The sequence below is a fragment of the Caballeronia sp. LP006 genome, from assembly GCF_031450995.1.
Lineage (GTDB): Bacteria > Pseudomonadota > Gammaproteobacteria > Burkholderiales > Burkholderiaceae > Caballeronia.
In genome coordinates this window covers 1,608,060-1,631,076 of sequence record NZ_JARTVW010000005.1, presented here as the reverse complement: position 1 = coordinate 1,631,076, position 23,017 = coordinate 1,608,060, and the positions used below count along the sequence as shown (strand labels likewise).

The 23,017-nt window shown below is 61.8% G+C and carries 20 protein-coding genes and 1 tRNA gene; 4 read left to right on the top strand and 17 right to left on the bottom strand.

What is annotated here, in order from left to right; translation table 11 throughout:
* Positions 1-41 precede the first annotated feature (41 nt).
* The 12 genes from pheT to P9250_RS24165 form a co-directional block, all read right to left on the bottom strand.
* Complete coding sequence (gene pheT, locus P9250_RS24220) at positions 42-2,474, bottom strand: phenylalanine--tRNA ligase subunit beta (protein WP_250464419.1); 2,433 nt, start codon at positions 2,472-2,474, stop codon at positions 42-44.
* A 78-nt stretch (positions 2,475-2,552) separates the two neighbouring features.
* Entirely contained in the window at positions 2,553-3,566 is a 1,014-nt protein-coding gene (pheS, locus tag P9250_RS24215; protein ID WP_244827701.1) for a phenylalanine--tRNA ligase subunit alpha, read from the bottom strand.
* A 202-nt stretch (positions 3,567-3,768) separates the two neighbouring features.
* Positions 3,769-4,128, bottom strand: a complete 360-nt coding sequence (rplT, locus tag P9250_RS24210; RefSeq protein WP_050454097.1) for a 50S ribosomal protein L20 — start codon at positions 4,126-4,128, stop codon at positions 3,769-3,771.
* A 29-nt stretch (positions 4,129-4,157) separates the two neighbouring features.
* A complete protein-coding gene (rpmI, locus tag P9250_RS24205) occupies positions 4,158-4,355 on the bottom strand; it encodes a 50S ribosomal protein L35 (RefSeq protein ID WP_244827700.1) in 198 nt (65 codons plus the stop codon).
* 228 nt (positions 4,356-4,583) lie between these two features.
* The gene (gene infC, locus P9250_RS24200; RefSeq protein ID WP_074168877.1) at positions 4,584-5,111 is read right to left on the bottom strand and encodes a translation initiation factor IF-3; all 528 of its coding nucleotides are present in this window, start codon (positions 5,109-5,111) and stop codon (positions 4,584-4,586) included.
* 47 nt (positions 5,112-5,158) lie between these two features.
* Positions 5,159-7,066 carry a threonine--tRNA ligase gene (thrS, locus tag P9250_RS24195; protein WP_244827699.1) on the bottom strand — a complete coding sequence of 636 codons (1,908 nt, stop codon included), beginning with the start codon at positions 7,064-7,066 and terminating at the stop codon, positions 5,159-5,161.
* A 284-nt stretch (positions 7,067-7,350) separates the two neighbouring features.
* Positions 7,351-7,427, bottom strand: a tRNA-Val gene (locus tag P9250_RS24190).
* A gap of 124 nt (positions 7,428-7,551) precedes the next feature.
* Positions 7,552-9,774 carry a bifunctional (p)ppGpp synthetase/guanosine-3',5'-bis(diphosphate) 3'-pyrophosphohydrolase gene (locus P9250_RS24185; protein ID WP_250464417.1) on the bottom strand — a complete coding sequence of 741 codons (2,223 nt, stop codon included), beginning with the start codon at positions 9,772-9,774 and terminating at the stop codon, positions 7,552-7,554.
* Between the two features lie 30 nt (positions 9,775-9,804).
* On the bottom strand, positions 9,805-10,155 hold the full coding sequence (locus P9250_RS24180) for a RidA family protein (RefSeq protein ID WP_244827697.1): 351 nt from the start codon (positions 10,153-10,155) through the stop codon (positions 9,805-9,807).
* A gap of 60 nt (positions 10,156-10,215) precedes the next feature.
* Positions 10,216-11,136, bottom strand: coding sequence for an alpha/beta hydrolase (locus tag P9250_RS24175; RefSeq protein WP_310395598.1), 921 nt, complete (start codon positions 11,134-11,136; stop codon positions 10,216-10,218).
* A 173-nt stretch (positions 11,137-11,309) separates the two neighbouring features.
* Entirely contained in the window at positions 11,310-11,951 is a 642-nt protein-coding gene (locus tag P9250_RS24170; RefSeq protein WP_244827695.1) for a CoA transferase subunit B, read from the bottom strand.
* A 2-nt stretch (positions 11,952-11,953) separates the two neighbouring features.
* Positions 11,954-12,658 carry a CoA transferase subunit A gene (locus P9250_RS24165; RefSeq protein ID WP_244827694.1) on the bottom strand — a complete coding sequence of 235 codons (705 nt, stop codon included), beginning with the start codon at positions 12,656-12,658 and terminating at the stop codon, positions 11,954-11,956.
* Between the two features lie 194 nt (positions 12,659-12,852).
* Here P9250_RS24165 and P9250_RS24160 point away from each other — a divergent pair, with 194 nt between their 5' ends.
* Positions 12,853-13,398: a LuxR C-terminal-related transcriptional regulator gene (locus P9250_RS24160; RefSeq protein ID WP_250464414.1), complete on the top strand. Its 546-nt coding sequence runs from the start codon at positions 12,853-12,855 to the stop codon at positions 13,396-13,398.
* 10 nt (positions 13,399-13,408) lie between these two features.
* Here P9250_RS24160 and P9250_RS24155 read toward each other — a convergent pair whose 3' ends face one another.
* Positions 13,409-13,840: a thioesterase family protein gene (locus tag P9250_RS24155; protein ID WP_244827692.1), complete on the bottom strand. Its 432-nt coding sequence runs from the start codon at positions 13,838-13,840 to the stop codon at positions 13,409-13,411.
* A gap of 28 nt (positions 13,841-13,868) precedes the next feature.
* Positions 13,869-14,642, bottom strand: a complete 774-nt coding sequence (locus P9250_RS24150) for an SDR family oxidoreductase (protein ID WP_244827691.1) — start codon at positions 14,640-14,642, stop codon at positions 13,869-13,871.
* Between the two features lie 202 nt (positions 14,643-14,844).
* Between P9250_RS24150 and P9250_RS24145 the strand changes: the two genes are divergently transcribed.
* Positions 14,845-16,518, top strand: coding sequence for an electron transfer flavoprotein-ubiquinone oxidoreductase (locus tag P9250_RS24145; protein ID WP_310395595.1), 1,674 nt, complete (start codon positions 14,845-14,847; stop codon positions 16,516-16,518).
* Positions 16,519-16,654: 136 nt separating this feature from the next.
* On the opposite strand, the gene aroC is transcribed toward P9250_RS24145, so the two are convergent.
* The 3 genes from aroC to P9250_RS24130 all read right to left on the bottom strand — a co-directional run bounded on the left by aroC (position 16,655) and on the right by P9250_RS24130 (position 20,406).
* Complete coding sequence (aroC, locus tag P9250_RS24140; RefSeq protein WP_250464408.1) at positions 16,655-17,761, bottom strand: chorismate synthase; 1,107 nt, start codon at positions 17,759-17,761, stop codon at positions 16,655-16,657.
* Positions 17,762-17,813: 52 nt separating this feature from the next.
* Complete coding sequence (locus P9250_RS24135; RefSeq protein ID WP_310395592.1) at positions 17,814-19,757, bottom strand: MFS transporter; 1,944 nt, start codon at positions 19,755-19,757, stop codon at positions 17,814-17,816.
* Between the two features lie 196 nt (positions 19,758-19,953).
* Positions 19,954-20,406: a CBS domain-containing protein gene (locus P9250_RS24130; RefSeq protein WP_310395590.1), complete on the bottom strand. Its 453-nt coding sequence runs from the start codon at positions 20,404-20,406 to the stop codon at positions 19,954-19,956.
* Positions 20,407-20,645: 239 nt separating this feature from the next.
* Here P9250_RS24130 and P9250_RS24125 point away from each other — a divergent pair, with 239 nt between their 5' ends.
* On the top strand, positions 20,646-21,998 hold the full coding sequence (locus P9250_RS24125; RefSeq protein ID WP_310395587.1) for an O-acetylhomoserine aminocarboxypropyltransferase: 1,353 nt from the start codon (positions 20,646-20,648) through the stop codon (positions 21,996-21,998).
* Entirely contained in the window at positions 21,995-22,825 is an 831-nt protein-coding gene (locus P9250_RS24120; RefSeq protein WP_310395585.1) for an alpha/beta hydrolase, read from the top strand. Before P9250_RS24125 ends, P9250_RS24120 begins: the two co-directional genes overlap by 4 nt.
* The last annotated feature ends 192 nt before the right edge of the window (positions 22,826-23,017 follow it).

Here is a 23,017-nt window from a genome sequence, read left to right as displayed (position 1 = left end):
GACTAAGCCAACTGCAGGCCAACTACATGCCCAACCGCAGGCTATCCGCGCAACCGCGCGCCGTGTACTCGAGCCAGGCGATCCACCAGCGTTTTGATGGCCGTATCGACCGTTTCATCCTGAAGCGTGCCGCCAGTATCTTGCAACGTAACACGGAAGGCAAGACTTTTCTCGTGCTCCGCCAACCCACCGGAAGTATTTGATTTTGGACGAAATTCGTCGAAAAGCGCAACCCTTGTGACGTGCTTGCAGGCAGGTTCGGAACGGGCATTTTCAAGCTCGTCGAGCAACGCCTGGAGCGGTACTTTCTGATCCACGACGACGGCGATATCACGCCGCACGGGCGGGAATTTCGACACTTCCGAAGGCGCCGGCAGCGCGCGATCCATCAACGCGTCCGCTTCGATTTCGAAGAGGATCGGCGCATGCGGCAGGTCGTACTTTTGCTGCCAGCGCGGATGCAGTTCTCCGATCCAGCCCACCGCCCGGCCCGCCACTTCGACACGCGCGCTGCGTCCCGGATGCAGCGCCGGATGCTCCGCCTTCACGAAGCGCGGCACGACGGGAGCGAACAGCGCTTCGACGTCGCTCTTCACGTCGAAGAAGTCGACGCTGCGCGACGGCGCGCCCCATTGCTCGTCTAGCGCGGGACCGTAGGCGAGACCGCCGATCATCTTCGGTTGCGCGAAACCTTCGACAGCCAATTCGCCCGCCGTAACCGATGCATCGCGCAGAAACACACGCCCGGCTTCGAACAAGCGAATACGGTCCGCGCGCCGGTTGAGGTTGTAGCGCAGCACGTCGATCAGACTGCCGAACAGCGTCGTGCGCATGACCGAAAGCTGACTCGCGATCGGATTGATAAGCTTCACCGGATTGTCGTTGCCGGCGAAATCCTTCTCCCAGTCGGCATCGACGAAACTGAAGTTCACGGTCTCCGAATAGTCGCGCGCGGCCACGGCATGACGCAATGTGTGGATTGAGCGCTTCGTTTCGTTCGTGCGCCGCATTTCGCTGGCAGCAACCGGCGGGCGCGCGGGAATTTTCTCGAAACCGTAGATGCGCGCGACTTCCTCGATCAGATCTTCCTCGATCTCGATATCGAAGCGATAAGCCGGCGGCGTCACGCTGAAGGTATCGCCGTCGCGCTCGAAAGCGAGATTCAGACGCGTGAAAATCTGTGCGATCTCGTCCACGCTAATGTCCACGCCGATAATGCGGTGCGCGCGCGACACGCGCATGGTCACCGGATGACGCTCGGGCACGTTGACGGTCTGATCGTCCACCGGGCCGGCTTCGCCGCCGCAGATGTCGAGGATCAATTGCGAAATGCGTTCGATATGCTCGACAGTGGTCGAGTAATCGACACCGCGTTCGAAGCGATGCGCGGCGTCCGTCGAGAAGTTGTATTTGCGTGCACGGCCGCGAATGGCGTCCGGCCACCAGAAGGCGGCTTCGAGATAGATGTTGGTGGTATCGAGCGTGACAGCCGTACTGTCGCCGCCCATGATGCCCGCGAGGCTTTCGACCTGCGCGCCGTCCGCGATCACGCCGACGGTTTCATCCAGTTCGATAGTGTTGCCGTTGAGCAGCTTGAGCGATTCGCCCTTCTTGCCCCAACGCACTTCGATACCGCCGTGAATCTTGTCGAGATCGAACACGTGCGAGGGACGGCCGAGTTCAAGCATCACGAAATTCGAGATATCGACGAGCGCCGAGATGCTGCGCTGACCGGCGCGTTCGAGGCGCTCGACCATCCACTGCGGCGTCTTCGCGCGCGCGTTCACACCGCGAATCACGCGACCTGAAAAGCGGCCGCACAGATCCGGCGCGAGGATCTTCACTGGCAGCTTTTCGTCGAGCTTGACCTCGACCGGCGGCATGTCGAGCGACTTCAACGTCGCGCCCGTGATCGCGGCGGTTTCGCGCGCGACGCCAAAAACCGAAAGGCAGTCCGCCTTGTTCGGCGTGAGCTTGATCTCGAAGACGGTGTCGTCGAGATTGAGCGCTTCGCGAATGTCTTGTCCGATCGGCGTATCGGCCGGAAGGATCAGCAAGCCGCTATGGTCTTCCGAGAGCTTCAGTTCGCGCGCCGAGCACAGCATGCCCTGGCTTTCGACACCGCGCAGCTTCGAGAGCTTGATCGCGAAAGGCGCGCCACCGGCTTCGGCAGGCGGCAACTCCGCGCCGACCAGCGCGACTGGCACCTTGATACCGGGCGTCACGTTCGGCGCGCCGCACACGATGTTCAACTGCTCGCCCGTGCCGGCATCGACCTGACAGACGTTGAGCTTGTCGGCGTCCGGATGCTTCGCCACTTCCAGCACTTGTCCGACGACGATCTTCTTGGTCGGCGGCGCGACCGGCCTCAGGTCTTCGACTTCTAGACCGGCCATCGTGAGTGCGTGCGCAAGTTCGTCGGTCGTGAGTGCGGGATCGACGAAGCTTCGGAGCCAGGATTCTGGGAATTGCATGTGTGTCTACGTTCGAATGAGGTGGTGACTCTCGCCCGGTTGCTGTTGCCAAACCGGGCTCCGCGGGCCGTGCGGCGTTTAAGCGAACTGGCGCAGAAAACGCAGGTCGTTCTCGAAGAACAGACGCAAGTCCTGCACGCCGTAACGCAGCATGGCGAGACGCTCGAGGCCGCTACCGAACGCAAAACCGATATAGCGCTCCGGGTCGAGCCCCATGTTGCGGATGACGGTCGGATGTACTTGACCCGAGCCGGAGATTTCCAGCCACTTGCCCGCGTTCTTGCCGTGTTCGAACATCATGTCGATCTCGGCCGACGGCTCCGTGAACGGAAAATACGACGGGCGGAAGCGCACGAGAATGTCGTCGCGCTCGAAAAACTTCTTGAGGAAATCGGTATAGACGCCCTTCAGGTCCGCAAAGCTGATGTTCTCTTCGATCCACAGGCCTTCGACCTGGTTAAACATGGGCGAATGCGTGGCGTCGCTGTCCACGCGATACGTGCGGCCCGGCACGATCACCTTGATCGGCGGCTTGTTCATGCGCGCGTAGCGCACTTGCATCGGGCTCGTGTGCGTGCGCAGCAACAGCGGGCGGCCTTCGGCATCTTTACCGTCGACGTAGAAGGTGTCCTGCATCGAGCGCGCCGGATGGTTCTCAGGGCTATTGAGCGCCGTGAAGTTGTACCAGTCGGTTTCGATCTCGGGACCGTCCGCCACATCGAAGCCGATCGTGCCGAAGATGCGCTCCACGCGCTCCCACGTGCGCATGACCGGATGCAACGTGCCCGTGCTCGCGCCGCGTCCGGGCAAGGTAACGTCGATAGCTTCGGCAGCGAGCCGCTGGTTGAGGAGCGCGTCGGCCAGCGCCTGACGACGCGCGTTGAGCGCCGCTTCGACTTGCTGCTTGGCCACGTTGATCCGCGCGCCTTCGGTCTTCTTCGCCTCCGGATCGAGCTTGCCGAGACCCTTCAGCAGTTCGGTCAGCGCGCCGGATTTGCCGAGAAAGCGGGCCTTCGCGTTTTCGAGCGCGGCGGCGTCGGAGGCTTCTTCAAAGGCGCTTTTTGCGTCGGCGACAATCTGGTCCAGATCCATTGATCCCATCTTTTCAACGTCGAAGTTCTAATTGAATTACGGTTTGGCTTATGCGCACGATTGGTTCGTACGCCTCACATGCGATAAGCAAAACCGTCCGACCAACAAAAACGGGGCTCGGTGAGAGCCCCGTTTTCTACCTTCGCGCCACCCTGAACAACCGGACGACGCTCAGGCGAACCACGCAGTACTAATTTCGCAATTAGGCTGCAACGGCGGCTTTCACCTGATTCACGATCGCAGCAAAAGCAGCCTTGTCGAACACAGCCATGTCGGCCAGCACCTTACGGTCAAGTTCGATCGAAGCCTTCTTCAGGCCGTTGATGAACACGCTGTACGTCATGTCGTGCTGACGCACCGCCGCGTTGATACGCGTGATCCACAATGCGCGGAACACACGCTTCTTGTTGCGGCGATCGCGATAGGCGTATTGCCCTGCGCGCATGACCGCTTGCTTGGCGATGCGATAGACGTTATTGCGACGGCCGCGGTAACCCTTGGCCAGACGGATGATCTTCTTGTGACGGGCCCGTGCGGTAACCCCACGTTTTACTCGAGGCATGTTGCGCTCCTATGAGTGTCGGTTAAGGGTTAAGCGAACGGCAACATTGCGCGGACGGAGTTCAGATTTGACTCATGAACGGCCGTCGTGCCACGCAAATGGCGTTTGTTCTTTGTGGTTTTCTTGGTAAGAATGTGGCGCTTGAAGGCCTGACCGCGCTTGACGGTACCGCCCGGACGCACCACGAAGCGCTTTGCAGCACTCTTCTTGGTCTTCATCTTCGGCATGAAACTACTCCAGTTTATTAGATGGTCATGGGTGTGCGGATGATCCGTCAAACAAACATCGGACCCCTTGCCGCCCTTCGAAACCCACGCTCCACTTATGTGCGGACAGCCTTTTGTGGCTACCGCTTTTCATGAGCGGCGTCACCAAAGTGACGCCAGCCCTGAAACCACCTGCGATGCCGCGCTCACGCTTTTCACGGCGCGCGATCCAACGCTTTACGACGCTCGTTACTTACCCTTTTTCTTCGGGGCAAGCACCATGATCATCTGACGCCCTTCCATCTTCGGCATTTGCTCGACCTGACCGTATTCGTCCAGATCCGTCTTCAGACGTTCGAGCATGCGCATGCCGATTTCCTGGTGCGCCATTTCCCGCCCGCGGAAACGCAACGTGATTTTCGTCTTGTCGCCGTCTTCGAGGAAGCGCGTGAGGTTACGCAGCTTGACGTTGTAATCACCGTCGTCCGTGCCGGGGCGGAATTTGACTTCCTTCACCTGCACGATCTTCTGCTTGAGCTTCGCCTCGTGCTGCTTCTTCGCTTCCGAGTACTTGAACTTGCCGTAATCCATCAAACGGCAGACAGGCGGTGAAGCCTGCGGCGCGATTTCGACCAGATCCACGTCGAGCTGTTCCGATTGACGGAAAGCCTCGGCCAGTTTCACGATTCCGAGCGGCTCGTTGTCCACTCCGACCAAGCGCACTTCCGGCGCAGTGATTTCACCGTTGATGCGATGTGACGACTTATCAGTAGCGATGTTACGTTTCCTCTAAAAATAAAAAGACTAGCCGCGCTGCGAGTGACTTACTTGAACGCCCGCACTTCCTGCTGCAGACGTTCGAGGAACGCGTCGACCGGCATCACGCCCAGATCGACACCGCCACGAGCACGCACGGCTACGGTTTGTGCATCACGCTCTTTGTCTCCGACGACCAGCAAATACGGAACCTTTTGCAGCGTGTGCTCGCGTATTTTATAGCTAATCTTCTCATTGCGCAAATCGCTCTCAACTCTAAGCCCTTGTTTTTGCAACGATTGGGCCAGAGAAGCCGCATATTCGGCCTGACTTTCGGCAATATTCAGCACGACTGCCTGCACAGGCGCGAGCCACGGCGGCATTGCACCGGCATGGTGCTCGATCAGGATGCCGAGGAAACGTTCCATCGACCCGACGATCGCGCGATGAAGCATGACCGGACGGCGGCGGCTGTTGTCTTCGCCGACGTACTCCGCGCCGAGACGCTCCGGCAACACCATGTCGAGCTGCAGCGTACCGCATTGCCAGGACCGGCCGAGCGCGTCCTTGATGTGGTACTCGATCTTCGGACCATAAAACGCGCCCTCGCCCGCGAGTTCCTGCCACTGCAGGCCGCACGCGGTCAGGGCGTCACGCAGGCCTTGCTCCGCGCGATCCCAGGTTTCGTCGGTACCGGCGCGCTGCTCCGGACGCAGCGACAACTTGATGTCGATGTGATCGAAGCCGAAGTCCTTGTACACGCTCATCGCGAGCGTATTGAACGCGATCGATTCGGCGATGAACTGATCTTCCGTGCAGAAGATGTGCGCGTCGTCCTGAACGAAACCGCGCACGCGCATGAGACCATGCAACGCGCCCGACGGCTCGTTGCGATGGCACGATCCGAACTCCGCGTAGCGCAGCGGCAGATCGCGATACGACCGAAGGCCGTGATTGAACACCTGCACGTGGCCCGGGCAGTTCATCGGCTTGATGGCGTAGTCGCGCTTCTCGGACTCGGTCGTGAACATGTTCTCGCGATAGTTCTGCCAATGGCCGGACGCTTCCCACAGCGAGCGGTCCATGACCATCGGGGTCTTGATCTCGAGATAGCCGGCCTCATTGATCCGACGGCGCATGTACTGCTCGACCTGCTGCCACAGCGACCAGCCCTTCGGATGCCAGAACACCATGCCCGGCGCTTCGTCCTGCAAATGGAACAGGTCGAGCTGCTTGCCGAGCTTGCGATGATCGCGCTTCTCCGCTTCTTCGAGCATGTGGAGATACGCTTCCTGGTCTTCCTTCTTGGTCCAGGCGGTGCCGTAGATACGCTGCAACTGTTCGTTCTTCGAGTCGCCGCGCCAGTACGCGCCCGCGACCTTCATGAGCTTGAAAACCTTCAGCTTGCCGGTGGACGGCACGTGCGGACCACGGCACAGGTCGGTGAAACCGCCGTGCGAATAGAGCTTGATTTCGTCCGAAGCCGGGATCGATTCGATGATCTCCGCCTTGTACTTCTCGCCGATGCTCTTGAAGTACTCGACCGCTTCGTCGCGCGACACCACGCGCCGCGACACGGGCTCGTCTTTCTTGACGAGGTCCTGCATGCGCTTTTCGATCTTCTCGAGGTCTTCGGGCGTGAAGGGACGGCTGTACGCGAAGTCGTAATAGAAGCCGTTGTCGATGACCGGCCCGATGGTCACCTGCGCCTCGGGGAACAAGTCCTTGACCGCGTAGGCCAGCAAGTGCGCGGCAGAGTGACGAACGACATCGACGCCTTCCGGGTCTTTGTCCGTGACGATGGCGAGCGACGAATCCTGGTCGATGACAAACGACGTGTCGACGAGCTCGCCGTTGAGCTTGCCGGCAAGCGCGGCCTTGGCGAGACCCGCGCCGATCGATGCCGCGACTTCCGCGACGGTCACCGGGTGGTCGTATTGACGGACCGACCCATCAGGCAAACGTACCGAAACCATTTCGTTCTCCAAGACGCCAGCTCACGCCAGGCGAGTTCGACTAAAACATGCCGCTCGATACCGTGCAAAACCCGAGAGACAAAAAAAATGCGGCCCCGCTATCGAGGGGCCGCATTCACTTTTCACACATACCGCAAACAGATTGGCAGAAGGCGAATTAGGTCCTCGACTAGCGTCGCTCCGAAGTTGTTTCGGTCAACGTTCGACGTGCCATATTTTTTCGCCTTGTGCGCAATGCGCTTCTTGCGGATTGAAGACTCGGCGGACCGAGGCTTCGTTTTCGTTGGTAGGCTCGATTGGACTCGAACCAACGACCCCCACCATGTCAAGGTGGTGCTCTAACCAGCTGAGCTACGAGCCTGAAAGAAGTGAGATTATATGGAGCGTTTCGATTTTTGGCAAGTGCATCTGTGCGATGAATCGAAAAATTATTCGTCGATCCGTTCAACTTTTCGCGCAGTGACGCTCCCGGCCGTAGCTTGCGTTCAGGCTCGGCGCGCCGCGCGGATCACGCCCACGACTTCCCCGAGCAAGGTGCACGCACGTTGAATCTGCATCGCGTTGGACACTTCCACGGTGAACTGCATGTAGGCCACGTTGCGCCGGCTTTGCGTCTTCACGCCTATCACGTTGATCTTTTCGCGCGCGAAGACTTCCGTGATGTCGCGCAACAGCCCCTGCCGATCCGCCGACTCGACCGACAAATCCACCGGATACACCGACGACCCGCGCCCGTTCATCACCTGCGCCGACCACGTCGTATGCAGCACGCGCTCGGGCGAACGCTGCGCCATGCGCTGGAACGTCGCGCAATCGGACCGATGAATGGACATGCCCTTGCCGCGCGTGACGAACCCCGCGATAGGATCGGGCGGCGCCGGGCGGCAGCAACGCGCGAGCTGCGTGAGCAGCGCATCGACGCCGACGACCAGCACGCCCGTCGATGCCCCGAGCGCCACGCTCTGTCCGCTGCTGCGCTTTTCGAACTGCTCGGGCGTTTCGAGTTCGGGCTCGGGGGGCGGCGTATCGCTCAAGGCCTGTTCGATATTGCGCAGGCTGAATTCGTCCTTGCCAACGACCGAGTAGAGATCCTCGGGCGCCTTGAAGCCGAGTTTGCTCGCGAGCTGATCGAGATTGACCGAGGTCTTCCCTTCGCGCTGCAGCGTCTTTTCGACGATCGCGCGACCTTCCGCGATGTTCTCCGCCGCATCGATCGTGTTGAACCACGCGCGCACCTTCTGCCGCGCGCGCGGGCTGTGCAGATAGCCGAGCTGCGGATTGAGCCAGTCGCGCGACGGGCCGCCCTCCTTCACCGCGACGATCTCGACCGTCTGCCCGTTCTGCAGCGGCGTGTTGAGCGGCACCATGACGCCATCGACACGTGCGCCGCGACAGCGATGCCCAAGCTCGCTATGCAGGTGATACGCGAAGTCGACCGCTGTCGCGCCGTGCGGCAACGCGATTACGCGCGCCTGGGGCGTCAGCACATAGATGTGGTCGTCGTCGAGCGTGGCGTCGCGCAACTGCTGCCAACCGGGCTGCTCGCCTTCGACATCGTCCTTCCAGGCAAGCAACTGGCGCAGAAAGGCGATTTTTTCGTCGTACTTCTCGCTTGCCGTGACCTGGCCCGCGTAGCCGCGCGTGCCCGCTTCCTTGTAGCGCCAGTGCGCCGCCACGCCATACTCGGCGAACTGATGCATCTCGTAGGTACGGATCTGCACTTCGAATGCGCGCCCGTCGTCGCCGATCACGACCGTATGCAGCGACTTGTAGCCATTCGGCTTGGGCCGCGAGATGTAGTCGTCGAACTCGCGCGGCACCGGTTGCCACAAGTTGTGCACGATGCCGAGCACGGTATAGCAGTCCTTGATGTCCCCGACGATCACGCGAAACGCGCGCACATCGTTCAGTTCGGAGAAGTCGAGATGCTTGCCGCGCATCTTCTTCCAGATGCTGTAGATGTGCTTTGGCCGGCCGCTGACTTCGGCCTTGATCTGCGCGGTATCGAGTTCAGTTTGCAGCCGCGCGATGGCGTCCGTGACATAGGACTGGCGCTCCACGCGCTTCTCGTCGAGCAACTTCGCGATGCGCTTGTACGTGACCGGGTCCTCGAAGCGGAACGACAGGTCTTCGAGCTCCCACTTGAGTTGCCAGATGCCGAGACGGTTCGCGAGCGGCGCGTAGATTTCCATGGTCTCGCGCGGCACATCGGGCGAGGGATCGATCTTGTTGGCCGCGTGATAGCGCAAGGTTTGCAGGCGCGAGGCGAGGCGAATCAGCACCACGCGAATATCCTGCGCGAAAGCAAGCAACATCTTGCGCAATGATTCGACTTGCGCGCGCCGCGCGGCCTGTGCGTCGCGCGTGTTCTCGGGCAAGTCCGCGAGCGTGGCGCGCGAACTGACGGAGCCGAGACGCAAGAGCTTGCGCACATCGCCGACGAGCCGCTGCACTTCCGCGCCGAAGCGCTCCTCGATGACCTTTTCCGGGTCGTCCAAATGCGGCGTCAACACGAAGAGCGCCGCAGCGGCGATCGCGTGAGCGTCGACGTTGAGCGTCTGCATGATGCGCGCCGTGCCTTCCGCGTGCTCGGTGAGCAGTTCGCCCGTCGAGACGCGCGCATCTTTCGCGTGCTCGCGGATGAACGCGAGCGCATCGTCGATGGATGGCTCCGGCAAGGTGTCGGCGATAACGGCGGACTCGGTCATGCGCGAATGACTGCTCTTTGGCGAACCTGCTTAGCGCTGCGCCGCCACGACGACGACTTCCACCAGGCATGCGGGGTTCGCGAGCTTCGCTTCGACGGTAGCGCGCGGCGGCGTGTTGCCCGCGGCGACCCACGAGTCCCACACGGCGTTCATCGCGGCGAAGTGCACCATGTCGGAGACGTAGATTTGCACCGACAACAGATGCGACTTGTCGCTGTTCGCTTCTTCGAGCAAACGGTCGATATGGCCGAGCACTTCGCGCGTCTGGCCGGTGATGTCCTGGTCGGTGTCCTCGGCGATCTGGCCCGCGAGATACACGGTGCCGTTGTGGATGGCGATTTCCGAAAGCCGTGCGCCGACGTGATGACGAGTAACTGCCATATGCGTTCCTGTTCGATAAAGATGCAAATTGGGATATAGCGCCAGGCGCTCAGCCCGATATTATGCCGCGCCCGCGTCATTTCCGAGAAAGAAGGCGCGCGCGGTGGCGATCTGGTCCGCCGCGAGGAAGGCCGGCGCGTGTCCGGTATCCGCCACTTCGACGCTCGTGACCGCCTGCCCTTTCGACACCATTCGCTTGACCGTCTCGCGCGACAGCAAGTCCGAATGCTCTCCTCTCACGACGAGCACCGGCGTCTTGAACGAGGCCAGCGCATGCCACAAGTACGCTTCACCCGCCGCGTTCTGTTCGGGCGTCGACGCCTTGAACGGCTTCGCGATGTCCGGGTCGTAGCGAAAGCGCCACGCGCCGTCCTTCTCGTGCAGAAGCGGCGTATTGATGCTTGCCCACTCCTCGTCCGTGAGATTGCCGAACGAAGCCGCAAGCGCGGCGGCGTGCCGCACGCCTTCATCGAGCGAGGCGAAGCGCGTGGGCTTGCCGAGATATTCCCCGATACGCGTGAGCGCGATGGGCTCGATATGCGGTCCCACGTCGTTGATGAGCATCTTGCGAATCGGCGTATTCGGCAAGCCGCCGAGCGCCATGCCGATGAGTCCGCCCATCGAGGTGCCGAACCAGTCCACCGTTTCCACGTTCAGACGCGCGATGAGCGTCACCATGTCCGCGACGTACTGCGGCACGCCGTAATGGCGCGGGTCGGCGAGCCAGTCCGACAGACCGCGCCCGACGACATCCGGACACACCACGCGATACTCGTTTGCGAGCGCCTGCGCCACCTTGTCGAAGTCGCGGCCCGAGCGCGTCAGGCCATGCACGCACATCAGCACGCGCGGATTGGCGGGATCGCCCCATTCGGTGTAGGCCGTGCGATGCAGACCGGCCGGGCTCGCACACTGCACGAAACGCTGGCGCGGCACGGCGGCCGCCGGATGCGGCGCTTCGACGACGATGGATGTGCTCATGGGTATTCCTCGCAGGAAGATGTCGAATCGATTGTAAGCGCCGCGCGCGAAACCGACTGAACATCGGCCGAACGGACGACCCCTTGACCACGGTGATCAAAAACAAAGCGGGCGAAGCCTCGCAGCCCCACCCGCCTTTCCACGTCGAAAGACGCCGCTTTACTTCAACCCGATTACTTCACGCCGCTGACATCCAACGGCGCGCCGGTCTTTTGCTGAATCTCCTCGGCACTGACGCCATCGGCCAGTTCGACGAGCTTGAGACCATTCTCGGTCACGTCGATCACGCCGAGGTCCGTGATGATGCGATCCACCACGCCCACGCCCGTCAGCGGCAGCGAGCATTCCTCGAGAATCTTGTGCTGGTCGCCCTTCGCGACGTGTTCCATCAGCACGACGACCTTCTTCACGCCCGCTACGAGGTCCATCGCGCCGCCCATGCCCTTGATCATCTTGCCGGGAATCATCCAGTTGGCGAGGTCGCCCGTCTTGCTGATCTGCATGGCGCCGAGAATCGCCAGATTGATGTGGCCGCCGCGGATCATCGCGAATGAATCCGCCGACGAAAAGATCGACGAGCCCGGCAGCGTGGTCACCGTCTGCTTGCCGGCGTTGATGAGATCGGCGTCCACTTCTTCTTCGGTCGGCGACGGGCCGATGCCGAGCAGGCCGTTCTCCGATTGCAGCCATACTTCCATGCCATCCGGCACATGGTTGGCAACGAGCGTCGGCAAGCCGATGCCGAGGTTCACATAGAAGCCGTCCTGCAATTCCTTCGCCGCGCGCGCGGCCATCTGGTCACGAGTCCAAGCCATGGTCATTCTCCTTTCGCGCGGACGATACGTTGCTCAATGCGCTTTTCAGGGTGCGCATTCAGGACGAGCCGCTGCACGAAGATGCCCGGCGTATGGATGTGATCGGGGTCGAGCTCGCCTACTTCGACGATCTCCTCCACTTCGGCCACGGTGATCTTGCCGGCCATGGCGCACATCGGATTGAAGTTGCGCGCCGTGCGGCGATAGATAAGATTGCCCGATTTGTCGGCTTTCCATGCCTTCACGATACCGACGTCCGCTGTCAGCGAATGCTCGAGCACGTAATGGTTTTCGCCGAACTGACGCGTTTCCTTGCCGTCCGCGATCACGGTGCCGAAGCCCGTGTTCGTGAAGAACGCCGGGATGCCCGCGCCGCCCGCGCGCAGTTTTTCGGCGAGCGTGCCTTGCGGCGTGAATTCGAGTTCGAGTTCGCCGGCCAGATACTGCCGCTCGAATTCCTTGTTTTCGCCCACGTAAGACGAAATCATTTTCTTGACCTGACGTGTTTCGAGCAGGAGGCCGAGCCCGAAGCCGTCGACACCCGCGTTGTTGCTGATGCAGGTGATGTCCTTCACGCCCGAGTCGCGCAACGCCGCGATCAGCGCTTCGGGAATGCCGCACAGCCCGAAACCGCCGACGGCGAATGTCTGCCCGTCCTTGACGATGCCATCGAGCGCCGCCTTCGCGCTGGGATAGACCTTGTTCATCTGATTGTCCCTTCCATTTGTGAACCCGACTGAAAACCGGCTTTTCTTGGCCGCCGTGGCATGCAAGGCGGCGTTTAGACTTGGGCAAAGATTACGCTTAGCGATCCATCCGGCACAATACGCAAAAATACATAAGTCTTTGCCCGCGCCCTTTGGTTCCGTCCGGGAGCGAAGCACGGGCGCACCTTTTCCTCATGCCTGAACTGGACTACCAAACCGCGTTTCATCTCGCGCCCGTTGGCCTCGTGCTTTCGCGCGAGCGCATCATCGAGGACTGCAACGAGCAGGTCTGCGCCATGTTCGGCTTCGAGCGCGCGGCGCTCATCGGCGAGTCGTTTCAGGTGCTTTATCCGAGTCCGGACGAGTTTGCGCGCATCGGCGAGCGTATTGCCGCGCATATCAGCACGCAAGGCACCTACAGCGACGATCGCATCATGAAGCGCTCGGATGGGGAAATGTTCTGGTGCCACGTCACCGGCCGCGCGCTGGAGCGCGACGCACCGCATGCGGCAGGCGTCTGGACTTTCGAGGATTTGAGCGCGACGCGGCGTGTGGCCATAGAACTGACGCCGCGCGAAAGGGAGATCGCCGCGCAACTCGTGACCGGCAAGACGAGCAAACAAATTGGCCGCGTGCTCGACATTAGCCCGCGCACGGTCGATATCTACCGCGCGCGGCTCATGCGCAAATACGATACGGGCAACGCGACGGAGTTGCTGCAGCGCCTGCTCGGCAACTGAGCGCGCACGCTCATAGTGCGGGCGCAGCCGTCTCGATGATCTGACGAAGCAAGTCCGGCAGCGGCACGGACTTGCCCGCCTTGTAGTCCACCCACACGATCTTGGCCGCGCCCTTTGCAAAGAGCTCACCGGGCGCGTCGTCGCGATACAGCTCGAAGTGCGTTTCCAAGCTGCTGCGTCCAGGCTTGCCGACCGACATGCGGCCGATCACGTTGCCCGGATAATGTAGTTGCCGCAGGAATTCCATCGACGCATTGACGATCACCGGCCCTTGTCCCTCGGCGTTCGATCCGACGATGCCGAGCTCTTCGAACCACGAAATTCGCACCTGCTCCATGTAGCGGAAGTAGACGGTGTTGTTGACGTGCCCGAAGGCGTCCATGTCACCCCAACGGATAGGCATGGAAAGTTCGAAGACGGTGTGAAAAGGGTTGTTGCTCATGTTTGCCTGTTCGAGAAAGCGCGCGCGCTCAGAGCGAAAAACCGTCGTCCGCCGAGATGACCGCGCCGTTCATGAACTGCGATTCGTCGGCGGCGAGCAAGAGCAGAAGGCCGTCGAGGTCGCCGGGCGAACCCACGCGGCGGCGCGGCAGCATCGACACGAGCTTCTGGCCTTGCTCGGTTTTCCAGTGATGGTGATTGATTTCGGTGTCGATATAACCCGGGCAGATGGCGTTCACATTGATGCCGTGGCGGCCCCATTCGAGCGCCATGGCCTTGGTCATCTGCACGACCGACGCCTTGCTCATGGCGTAGAGGCCGATCTGCGGAAACACGCGCAGTCCCGCCACCGAAGCCACGTTGATGATGCGATACGCCGGCTTGGCCGCGCCGCTGCCGCGCATGATCATGCGCTTGGCCACTTCCTGCGCCACGAAGAACGCGCCGCGCACATTGGTGCCGAAGACGTATTCGTAGTCGGAGGGCGTGACGTCGGTCAGCTTCTGCGTGGTCGAAACACCCGAATTATTCACGAGGATGTCGATGGTACCGGCTTCCGTCTCCGCATGCGCGACCGCGGACTTGATGCTCTGATAGTCGGTCACGTCCAGCGACACGACATGCGCCGCGCCGCCCGATGCCTCGATTTCCGCGCGCAATTCCTTGAGACGCTCGGTGCGACGGCTCGCCAGCACCACTTTCGCGCCGGCTTGCGACAGTACTTGCGCAAAACGCTTTCCAAGTCCACTGGACGCGCCGGTAATCAGCGCGACCTTGCCTTCCAGATTGATCGAACGGCCCATTGTGCTTCCTTCTTTTACGGTTGATCGGCCTTACGCGGCACGCGGCATGCGCCAGTCCGCTAGTGGCATCGACACCGATTTCGCGGCGCCGTCTAGAATAGTACGATCGTACTCGATCAGACAAGGTCGGTTGCAGCCTGCCTGACGTTCGCTGACAATACGCGATCTTAAAAGGCCATTCTAACGGTACAGAGGAGCATTGATGACCCCGGCGAGCCTTATCGAGCAGTACGGTCCCCGCGAATCGATGGAATACGACGTCGTCATCGTCGGCGGCGGGCCAGCCGGTTTGTCGGCGGCTATCCGGTTAAAGCAGCTTGCGCAGGAAAAAGGCGTCGAAATCGGCGTGTGCGTGCTGGAAAAGGGCTCGGAGATCGGCGCGCACATTTTGTCGGGCGCGGTCATGGACCCGCGCGGTCTGTCCGAACTCATCCCCGACTGGAAGGAAAGAAACGCACCGCTTGACGTCGAAGTGACCGAAGACCGCTTCCTCTTTCTCACGCAGGACAGCGCGAAGCAGGTGCCGAACTGGCTGCTTCCCGACAACTTCAAGAATCACGGCAACTACGTCGTGAGTCTCGCCAACGTCACGCGCTGGTTGGGCGCGCAGGCGGAGGAACTGGGCCTCGAGATCTTCCCGGGCTTTCCGGCCGCCGAAGTGCTGTACAGCGACAGTGGCGCGGTGAAAGGCGTCGTCACCGGCAATCTGGGCATCGGCAAGGATGGCGAGCCGACCGAGAACTTCCAGCTCGGCATGGAATTGCACGCGAAGTACACGCTATTCTGCGAAGGCGCGCGCGGGCATCTCGGCCGTCAGTTGATTGACAAGTTCAAGCTCAATCAGAATGCCGATCCGCAGGTATATGGCATCGGCATCAAGGAATTGTGGGAGATCGATCCCGTCAAGCACAAGCCGGGGCTCGTTATCCACACGGCGGGCTGGCCGCTCGATCCCGACACGTACGGCGGCTCGTTCCTTTATCACATGGACAACAATCAGGTGATGGTGGGCTTCGTGGTCGGGCTCGGCTATTCAAACCCGTATCTTTCGCCGTTCGAAGAGTTTCAGCGCTACAAGACGCATCCGGCCATTCGCCCGTTCCTCGAAGGCGGCAAGCGCATTTCCTACGGCGCGCGCGCCATTACCGCGGGCGGCCTGATGTCGTTGCCAAAGCTCGTGTTTCCGGGCGGCGCGCTGGCCGGCGACGACGCGGGCTTTTTGAACGCATCGCGCATCAAGGGCAGCCACGCGGCGATCAAGTCCGGCAAGATGGCCGCCGAAGCCGCCTTCGACGCGGTGCAGGCGGGCCGTCAGAGCGACGAGTTGAGCGCCTATCCAGAAGCCTTCGATACTTCCTGGCTCAAGACCGAACTGCATCGCGCGCGCAATTTCAAGCAGTGGATGAGCAAGGGCCTGTACCTCGGCACGTTCATGGTCGGGCTGGAACAGAAGGTCATGGGCGGCAACGTGCCGTGGACGCTGCATCATCAGCATTGGGATCACGAGATGCTGAAGCCCGCGTCGCAGAGCAAGCCGATCGTTTATCCGAAGCCGGATGGCAAGCTGACGTTCGACAGGCTTTCGTCGGTGTTCATTTCGAACACGAATCACGAAGAGAATCAGCCGGCGCATCTGACGCTGAAAGACCCGAGCGTGCCGGTGAACGTGAATTTGCGGACCTATGCAGGTCCGGAAGGACGTTATTGCCCGGCAGCGGTGTACGAGTTCGTGAAGACGGACGATGGCGGCGAACGTCTGCAGATCAACGCGCAAAACTGCGTGCATTGCAAGACATGCGATATCAAGGACCCAACGCAGAATATCGTGTGGGTGACGCCTGAAGGCGGCGGCGGGCCGAATTACCCGAATATGTAATCGGGTGAGATGGTGGGCCGCGCGTGGGCGCGGCTGTCGTACGGCGCCGGTCTTGAACCGGCGCCGTGCTTTTATCGGCGAGGATAATGCCGTCGCGGTCAAGCCTGCCGTTCAGGAAAGCGCAATCAAAGCGCGATCAACTAGCCGGCGTATGCGCCGCAATCTTCGGCGTGCCGACGACGACATCGCCGTTCTGCGCACGATGCCTCAGCGCGTGGTCCATTAGCACGAGCGCAAGCAGCGCCTCGGCGATAGGCGTCGCGCGGATCCCCACGCACGGATCGTGACGGCCGAAGGTCTCGACAGTCGCGGGCGCGCCCGATTTGTCGATCGACTGCCGCGCCGTGCGAATGCTCGATGTCGGCTTGATCGCAATCGACACGGTGATGTCCTGCCCGCTCGAAATGCCGCCGAGAATGCCGCCCGCATTGTTGGTCGCGAAACCTTCGGGCGTCATTTCGTCGCCATGCTGCGAACCGCGTTGCGCCACGCTCGCGAAGCCCGCGCCGATCTCGACGCCCTTCGCTGCATTCAGGCCCATCATCGCCTTGGCGATGTCGGCATCGAGTCGATCGTAAAGCGGCTCGCCCAAGCCGACCGGCACGCCGCTCGCGACCACTTCGATGCGCGCGCCGACCGAGTCGCCGTCGCGCCGCAAGTTGTCCATGTACGCTTCGAGCTGCGGCACCACGTCGGCATTCGGCGCGAAGAACGGGTTCTCGCGCACATGTTCCCAACCGACGAACGGAATGGGAATCTCGCCGAGCGCGCTCATGTAGCCGCGCGTTTCCACGCCGAACTTTTCGCGCAACCATTTCTTCGCGACCGCGCCTGCCGCGACTGTCGGCGCCGTCAGACGCGCCGACGAACGGCCACCGCCGCGATAGTCGCGTACGCCATATTTCTGCCAGTAGGTGTAATCGGCGTGACCGGGGCGGAAGGTTTCGACGATATTGCCGTAGTCCTTGCTGCGCTGATCCGTATTGCGGATAAGCAGCGCGATGGGCGTGCCGGTGGTCACGCCTTCGAACACGCCCGAGAGAATCTCGACCTGATCCGCTTCCTGGCGCTGCGTCACGTGGCGCGACGTGCCGGGACGGCGGCGGTCCAGTTCGACCTGGATATCGGCCTCGGTCAGGGCCATGCCGGGCGGGCAGCCGTCGATCACGCAGCCGATCGCCGGTCCGTGCGACTCGCCGAAGTTGGTGACGGTGAAAAGCGTGCCAAGGGTATTGCCGGACATGAGCGTCGACCTTAGAAAAGTGCCGGGGAAACCGACATTATGCCAGTGGCATCTAGCGCCGCGCCCCGCGCAACGCCGTCACGATCTGCTGCAAACGTTCCGGCGTCGCCTCTTCCGGCGCGATCGGTTCGCCTACCGCCAGCGTCAGGCGGGTCATGACGCCGCGTTGGATAGGCCGCGGCCAGCGCGCATCTTCATGACGCGAAAACACGCTGCCCCACAAGCCTCGCAGCGCGACCGGCACGACCGGCGCCGGATGCCGCCGCAGGATCTGCGAAATGCCGTGCCTGAACGGATTGATCTCGCCCGTACGCGTGAGTTTGCCTTCGGGAAAGATGCACACGAGCTCGCCCTCTTCGAGCGCTTCGGCGCATTTCTGGTACGCGCGTTCGAGCAATTCCGCGTCTTCGTGCGCGGGCGCGATCGGAATCGCCTTCACATGGCGGAACAGCCAGCCGATTACCGGCGAGCGAAAGATGCGGTGATCCATCACGAAGCGGATCGGGCGCGGACTTTCGGCCATGATGACGATGGCATCGACGAAACTGACGTGATTGCACACCAGCACCGCCGCGCCGCGCGATGGAATGCGCTCGGCATCCACGAGACGAATGCGGTAGAACGTATGCACCAGCACCCAGGCCATGAAGCGCAGCAAAAACTCCGGCACGAGCGAATAGATGTACACGGCGACAACCACGTTGAGCAGCGCGGTCGCGAGAAAGAGCCCGGGAATGCCTACGCCGAGCGCCGTGAGCCCGAGCGCCATCAACGCCGAGACGATCATGAAGAACGAGTTCAGGATATTGTTCGCGGCGATGATGCGCGCCCGATGCGTCGGCTGGCTGCGCGCCTGGATCAGCGCGTAGAGCGGCACGCTGTAGAAGCCGCCGAACATGGCAAGGAGAAAGAGGTCCGCGAGAATGCGCCAGTGCGGCAACGCGAGCAGAAACTCCGCAACGCCGAGCAGATGCCCCGCCGGCGCAATCCGATGACTGGCAAAGAACAGATCGATGGCGAACACGCTGATGCCGATGGACCCGAGCGGCACCAGTCCGATCTCGACGCGCCGCTTCGACAGCTTCTCGCACAAGAGCGAACCCGTGCCGATGCCGAGCGAAAACGTCGCGAGGAGAATGGTGACGACATCGGGGTTCGCGGAGAGCACGTCCTTCGCGAAGTTGAAGAACGACGTGAGAAAAGTCGCGCCGACGAACCACAGCCATGAAATGCCGAGCAGGCTCAAGAACACGGTACGGTCGGCTTTCGCGAGCTTGAGATTGCGCCACGTCTCCGAGACCGGATTCCAGTTGATGCGCAAGTCCGGCTGCGACGCGTTGGACTTCGGAATGAAGCTCGATACGACGCGCCCGATGATCGCGAACGCGAGACACGCAGCCGCGAGCACCATCGCCCCGTGTTCGACCGCACCCGCCGCTGCCCCGCCGACGATCGTGCCGATGAGAATCGCGACGAATGTGCCCATTTCCACGAGCCCGTTGCCGCCGACGAGTTCGGAAGCCTCCAGATGCTGCGGCAGATACGCATACTTCACCGGCCCGAACACCGTGGAGTGCACGCCCATCAGAAATGTGCAGACGTATAAAAGCGGCGCGCTATGCAGCACGAAGCCGGCGCCGCCAATCAACATGACGAGAATCTCGAAGCTCTTGACCAGGCGCGCGAGCGTGGCCTTGTCGTATTTGTCGGCGATCTGGCCGGAGGTCGCGGAGAACAGCACGAACGGCACGATGAAGATGGCCGAAATGAGGAACGCGGCCGTGCCCGGATCGACGCCGGAAAAGCGCGCCGCCTGAAACGTGACGAGCGACGTGAAGCCGACCTTGAAGACGTTGTCGTTCATCGCGCCTAGAAATTGCGTCCAGAAGAACGGCGCGAAACGGCGTTCGCGCAAAAGACCGAACTGGCCTTTCTCGTCGTGGCGTGCGGCGCGGGATGCGCGCGACGAGGCACGCGACGGATTTTCACTACTCATGGCTATCTACAAAAATTGATCCGGAGTTGATCGCGAACCGGGCTTGAATGGCGCCGCGCGATCGAATGCGGATGTCACGGGAAAAGAAGCTCGAAGCCTGCAAAGGCGTTCGAGCCGGACGAAAAAAAGCGCGCCACCGGGGCGCGCTTCCATGGGGTGTCACGCGAAGCGTCGAAACGTTGGATCGGGCAGGTGCTCAGCGCGCTTCTTCCTCTTGCTCAGGCCAGTCGCGTATATACGCTTTCAGCATGCGATTCTCGAAGCCTTGTTCCTCGACGACCGCGCGCGCGACATCATAAAACGAGATCACGCCCATCAGCGCGCGATTCTCCATGACCGGCAAGTAACGCACGTGATGCTCGAGCATCATGCGCCGCACTTCGTTGACGTCCGTTTCGGGCGTGCAGGTGAGCGGATGGTCGTCCATGATCTTGCGGATGCTCGTTGTGCCGACGCTGCCGCCGTTGTCGCGCAAGGTGACGATGATTTCGCGGAAGGTAAGCATGCCGGCCAGATCGCCATATTCCATGACGACGAGCGAGCCGATGTCATGCGCCGCCATGGCGTCGATTGCTTCGGCGAGCGGCGTGTCGGGCGTGACCGTGAATAGCGCGTTGCCCTTTACTTTCAGAATGTCGCTGACTCGCATGACTGTCTCCTCGCGAAATGCCTGTTCAATTGCCGAACGTTCTTGAAACCATGTTTCGATGCTATCGGAAAGGCCCGCAAAAAGAAAGCAAAGCAGCCTTGTCTGGCCATTCGGATAAGGCTTTGCGGGCCGATCTCCCATTCGATGCGCGCGTGTTCGCCCTAGGTTTTCCCGCGCGAGGCGGATGTTACGATGATCGACCGCTATTTTCCTGACCTGCTCCACACAGGCCGCCAACCATGCCCGCCAACCGCTTCGACACGCTCGCGCTGCACGCGGGCGCCGCGCCCGACCCCGTAACCGGGGCGCGCGCCACGCCGATCTACCAGACCACGTCGTTCACTTTCCGCGATACCGATCACGCCGCCGCGCTCTTCAACATGGAGCGCTCGGGGCATGTCTATTCCCGCATCTCGAACCCGACGGTGGCGGTTTTCGAGGAACGCGTGGCGGCGCTGGAAGGCGGCGCGGGTGCAATCGGCACGGCGAGCGGCCAGGCGGCGCTGCATCTGGCCATCGCCACACTGATGGGTGCGGGCTCGCACGTCGTGGCATCGAGCGCGCTGTATGGTGGCTCGCACAATCTGCTGCACTACACGCTGCGGCGCTTCGGGATAGAGACCACCTTCGTCGCGCCGCACGATCTCGATGCGTGGCGTCAAGCGGCGCGTCCGGAAACGCGCCTCTTCTTCGGCGAAACGCTCGGCAATCCGGGACTCGACGTGCTCGATATCGCGGGCGTCGCGGAGATCGCGCATGAACATGGCGCGCCGCTGCTCGTGGATTCGACCTTCACCACGCCTTACCTGCTGCGACCGCTCGAACACGGCGCCGACCTGGTCTACCACTCCGCGACCAAGTTTCTGGGCGGTCATGGCACGACCATCGGCGGCGTGCTGGTGGATGGCGGCACGTTCGACTTCGCGGCGAGCGGACGCTTTCCCGAATTCACCCAGCCTTACGACGGCTTTCACGGCATGGTCTTCGCCGAGGAAAGCACGGTTGCGCCGTTCCTGTTGCGCGCGCGGCGCGAAGGGCTGCGCGACTTCGGCGCGTGTCTGCATCCGCAGGCTGCGTGGCAGTTGCTTCAAGGCATCGAAACCTTGCCGTTACGCATGGATAGGCACGTTGCTAATACGCGCAAGGTGATCGAATTCCTGCTGAGTTCGCCGGCAGTCGAAGGCGTGGCTTATCCCGAACTGCCGACGCATCGCGACCATGCGCTCGCCAAGAGGCTTCTGCCGCGCGGTGCGGGCGCGGTGTTCAGCTTCGATCTGCGTGGCGGCGTGCCGGCGGCGCGCAAGTTCATCGAGTCGCTGACGCTGTTTTCGCATCTCGCCAATGTCGGCGATGCGCGCTCGCTCGTCATCCATCCCGCCTCGACCACGCACTTTCGCATGGACGCGGCGGCGCTCGCCGCGGCGGGCATCGGTCCGGGACGTATTCGTTTGTCTATCGGACTGGAAGATGCGGACGATCTCATCGACGATCTCAAACGCGGGCTCAAGGCAGCGCAAAAGGCGGCCGAAAGCGCAGAGAGCGGCAAAAGCAGCGAAGGCTCACGCGCCGCGCCGCTTGGGAGCCGCGCATGATGTTCGATATCGCCGGGCGCCCGGCCTATGCCTACACCGGTGGCAAACCGTTCGATGCCGCCAGGCCAACGATCGTCTTCCTGCACGGCGCGCAGCACGATCACAGCGTTTGGGGCTTGCAGACGCGTTACTTCGCGCATCACGGTTTCGGCGTGCTCGCGCCCGACCTGCCCGCGCATGGCCGTAGCGCCGGGCCCGCGTTGAGCACCATCGCCGCGCTCGCCGACTGGACGATTCACCTTCTCGATGCAGCCTATACGGACAAGGCCATTTTCGTCGGGCACAGCATGGGTTCGCTGATCGCGCTCGATGCCGCCGCGCGCCATCCGACCCGCGCGCATGGACTGGCGCTCGTCAGCACGGCCGCACCGATGGCCGTCTCCGACATGCTTCTCGATGCCGCGCGCGAGCACGAGCCGGAAGCGATCGATATGGTCAACCAATGGTCGCATTCGACCATCGCCGCGAAACCGTCGGCTCCGGCGCCCGGATTCTGGTTGCGAGGCGTCAACCAGCGCCTGATGGAACGCATCAGCGCTCAAGGCGAGGCGCAGCTTTTTCACACCGATTTCAGCGCGTGCAACGGTTACGCGGATGCGCTCGAACGCGCTGCAACGGTGCAGTGTCCGGTACTCGTACTGAGCGGCAAGCGCGATGTAATGACGCCGCCGCGCGCCTCCCGCCCGCTCGTCGAGGCGATGAAGCGTGCGGGCGCAACGGTGAGCGCGGTCGAATTGGACGGCGGTCATGCGCTGATGGCCGAGCAACCGGATGCCGTGCTGGACACGTTGTTTGCGTTCGCGCTGAAGTGTGTGGGGGAACGGTAAGCGCTTTCGAACCGATTGACGATTCTGCGCTGTTGGCCGAGGAACCGGACGCGTCGTTTGTCTTGGCGCCGAAATGTGTAGGGAAGCGGTAAGCGCTTTAGGTCCGAGTGACGATTTTGCGCGGATAGCCGAGTAACCGGACGCGTCGTTCGTCTCGGCGCCGAAGTGCATGGAAATCCGGTTAGCGCGTGG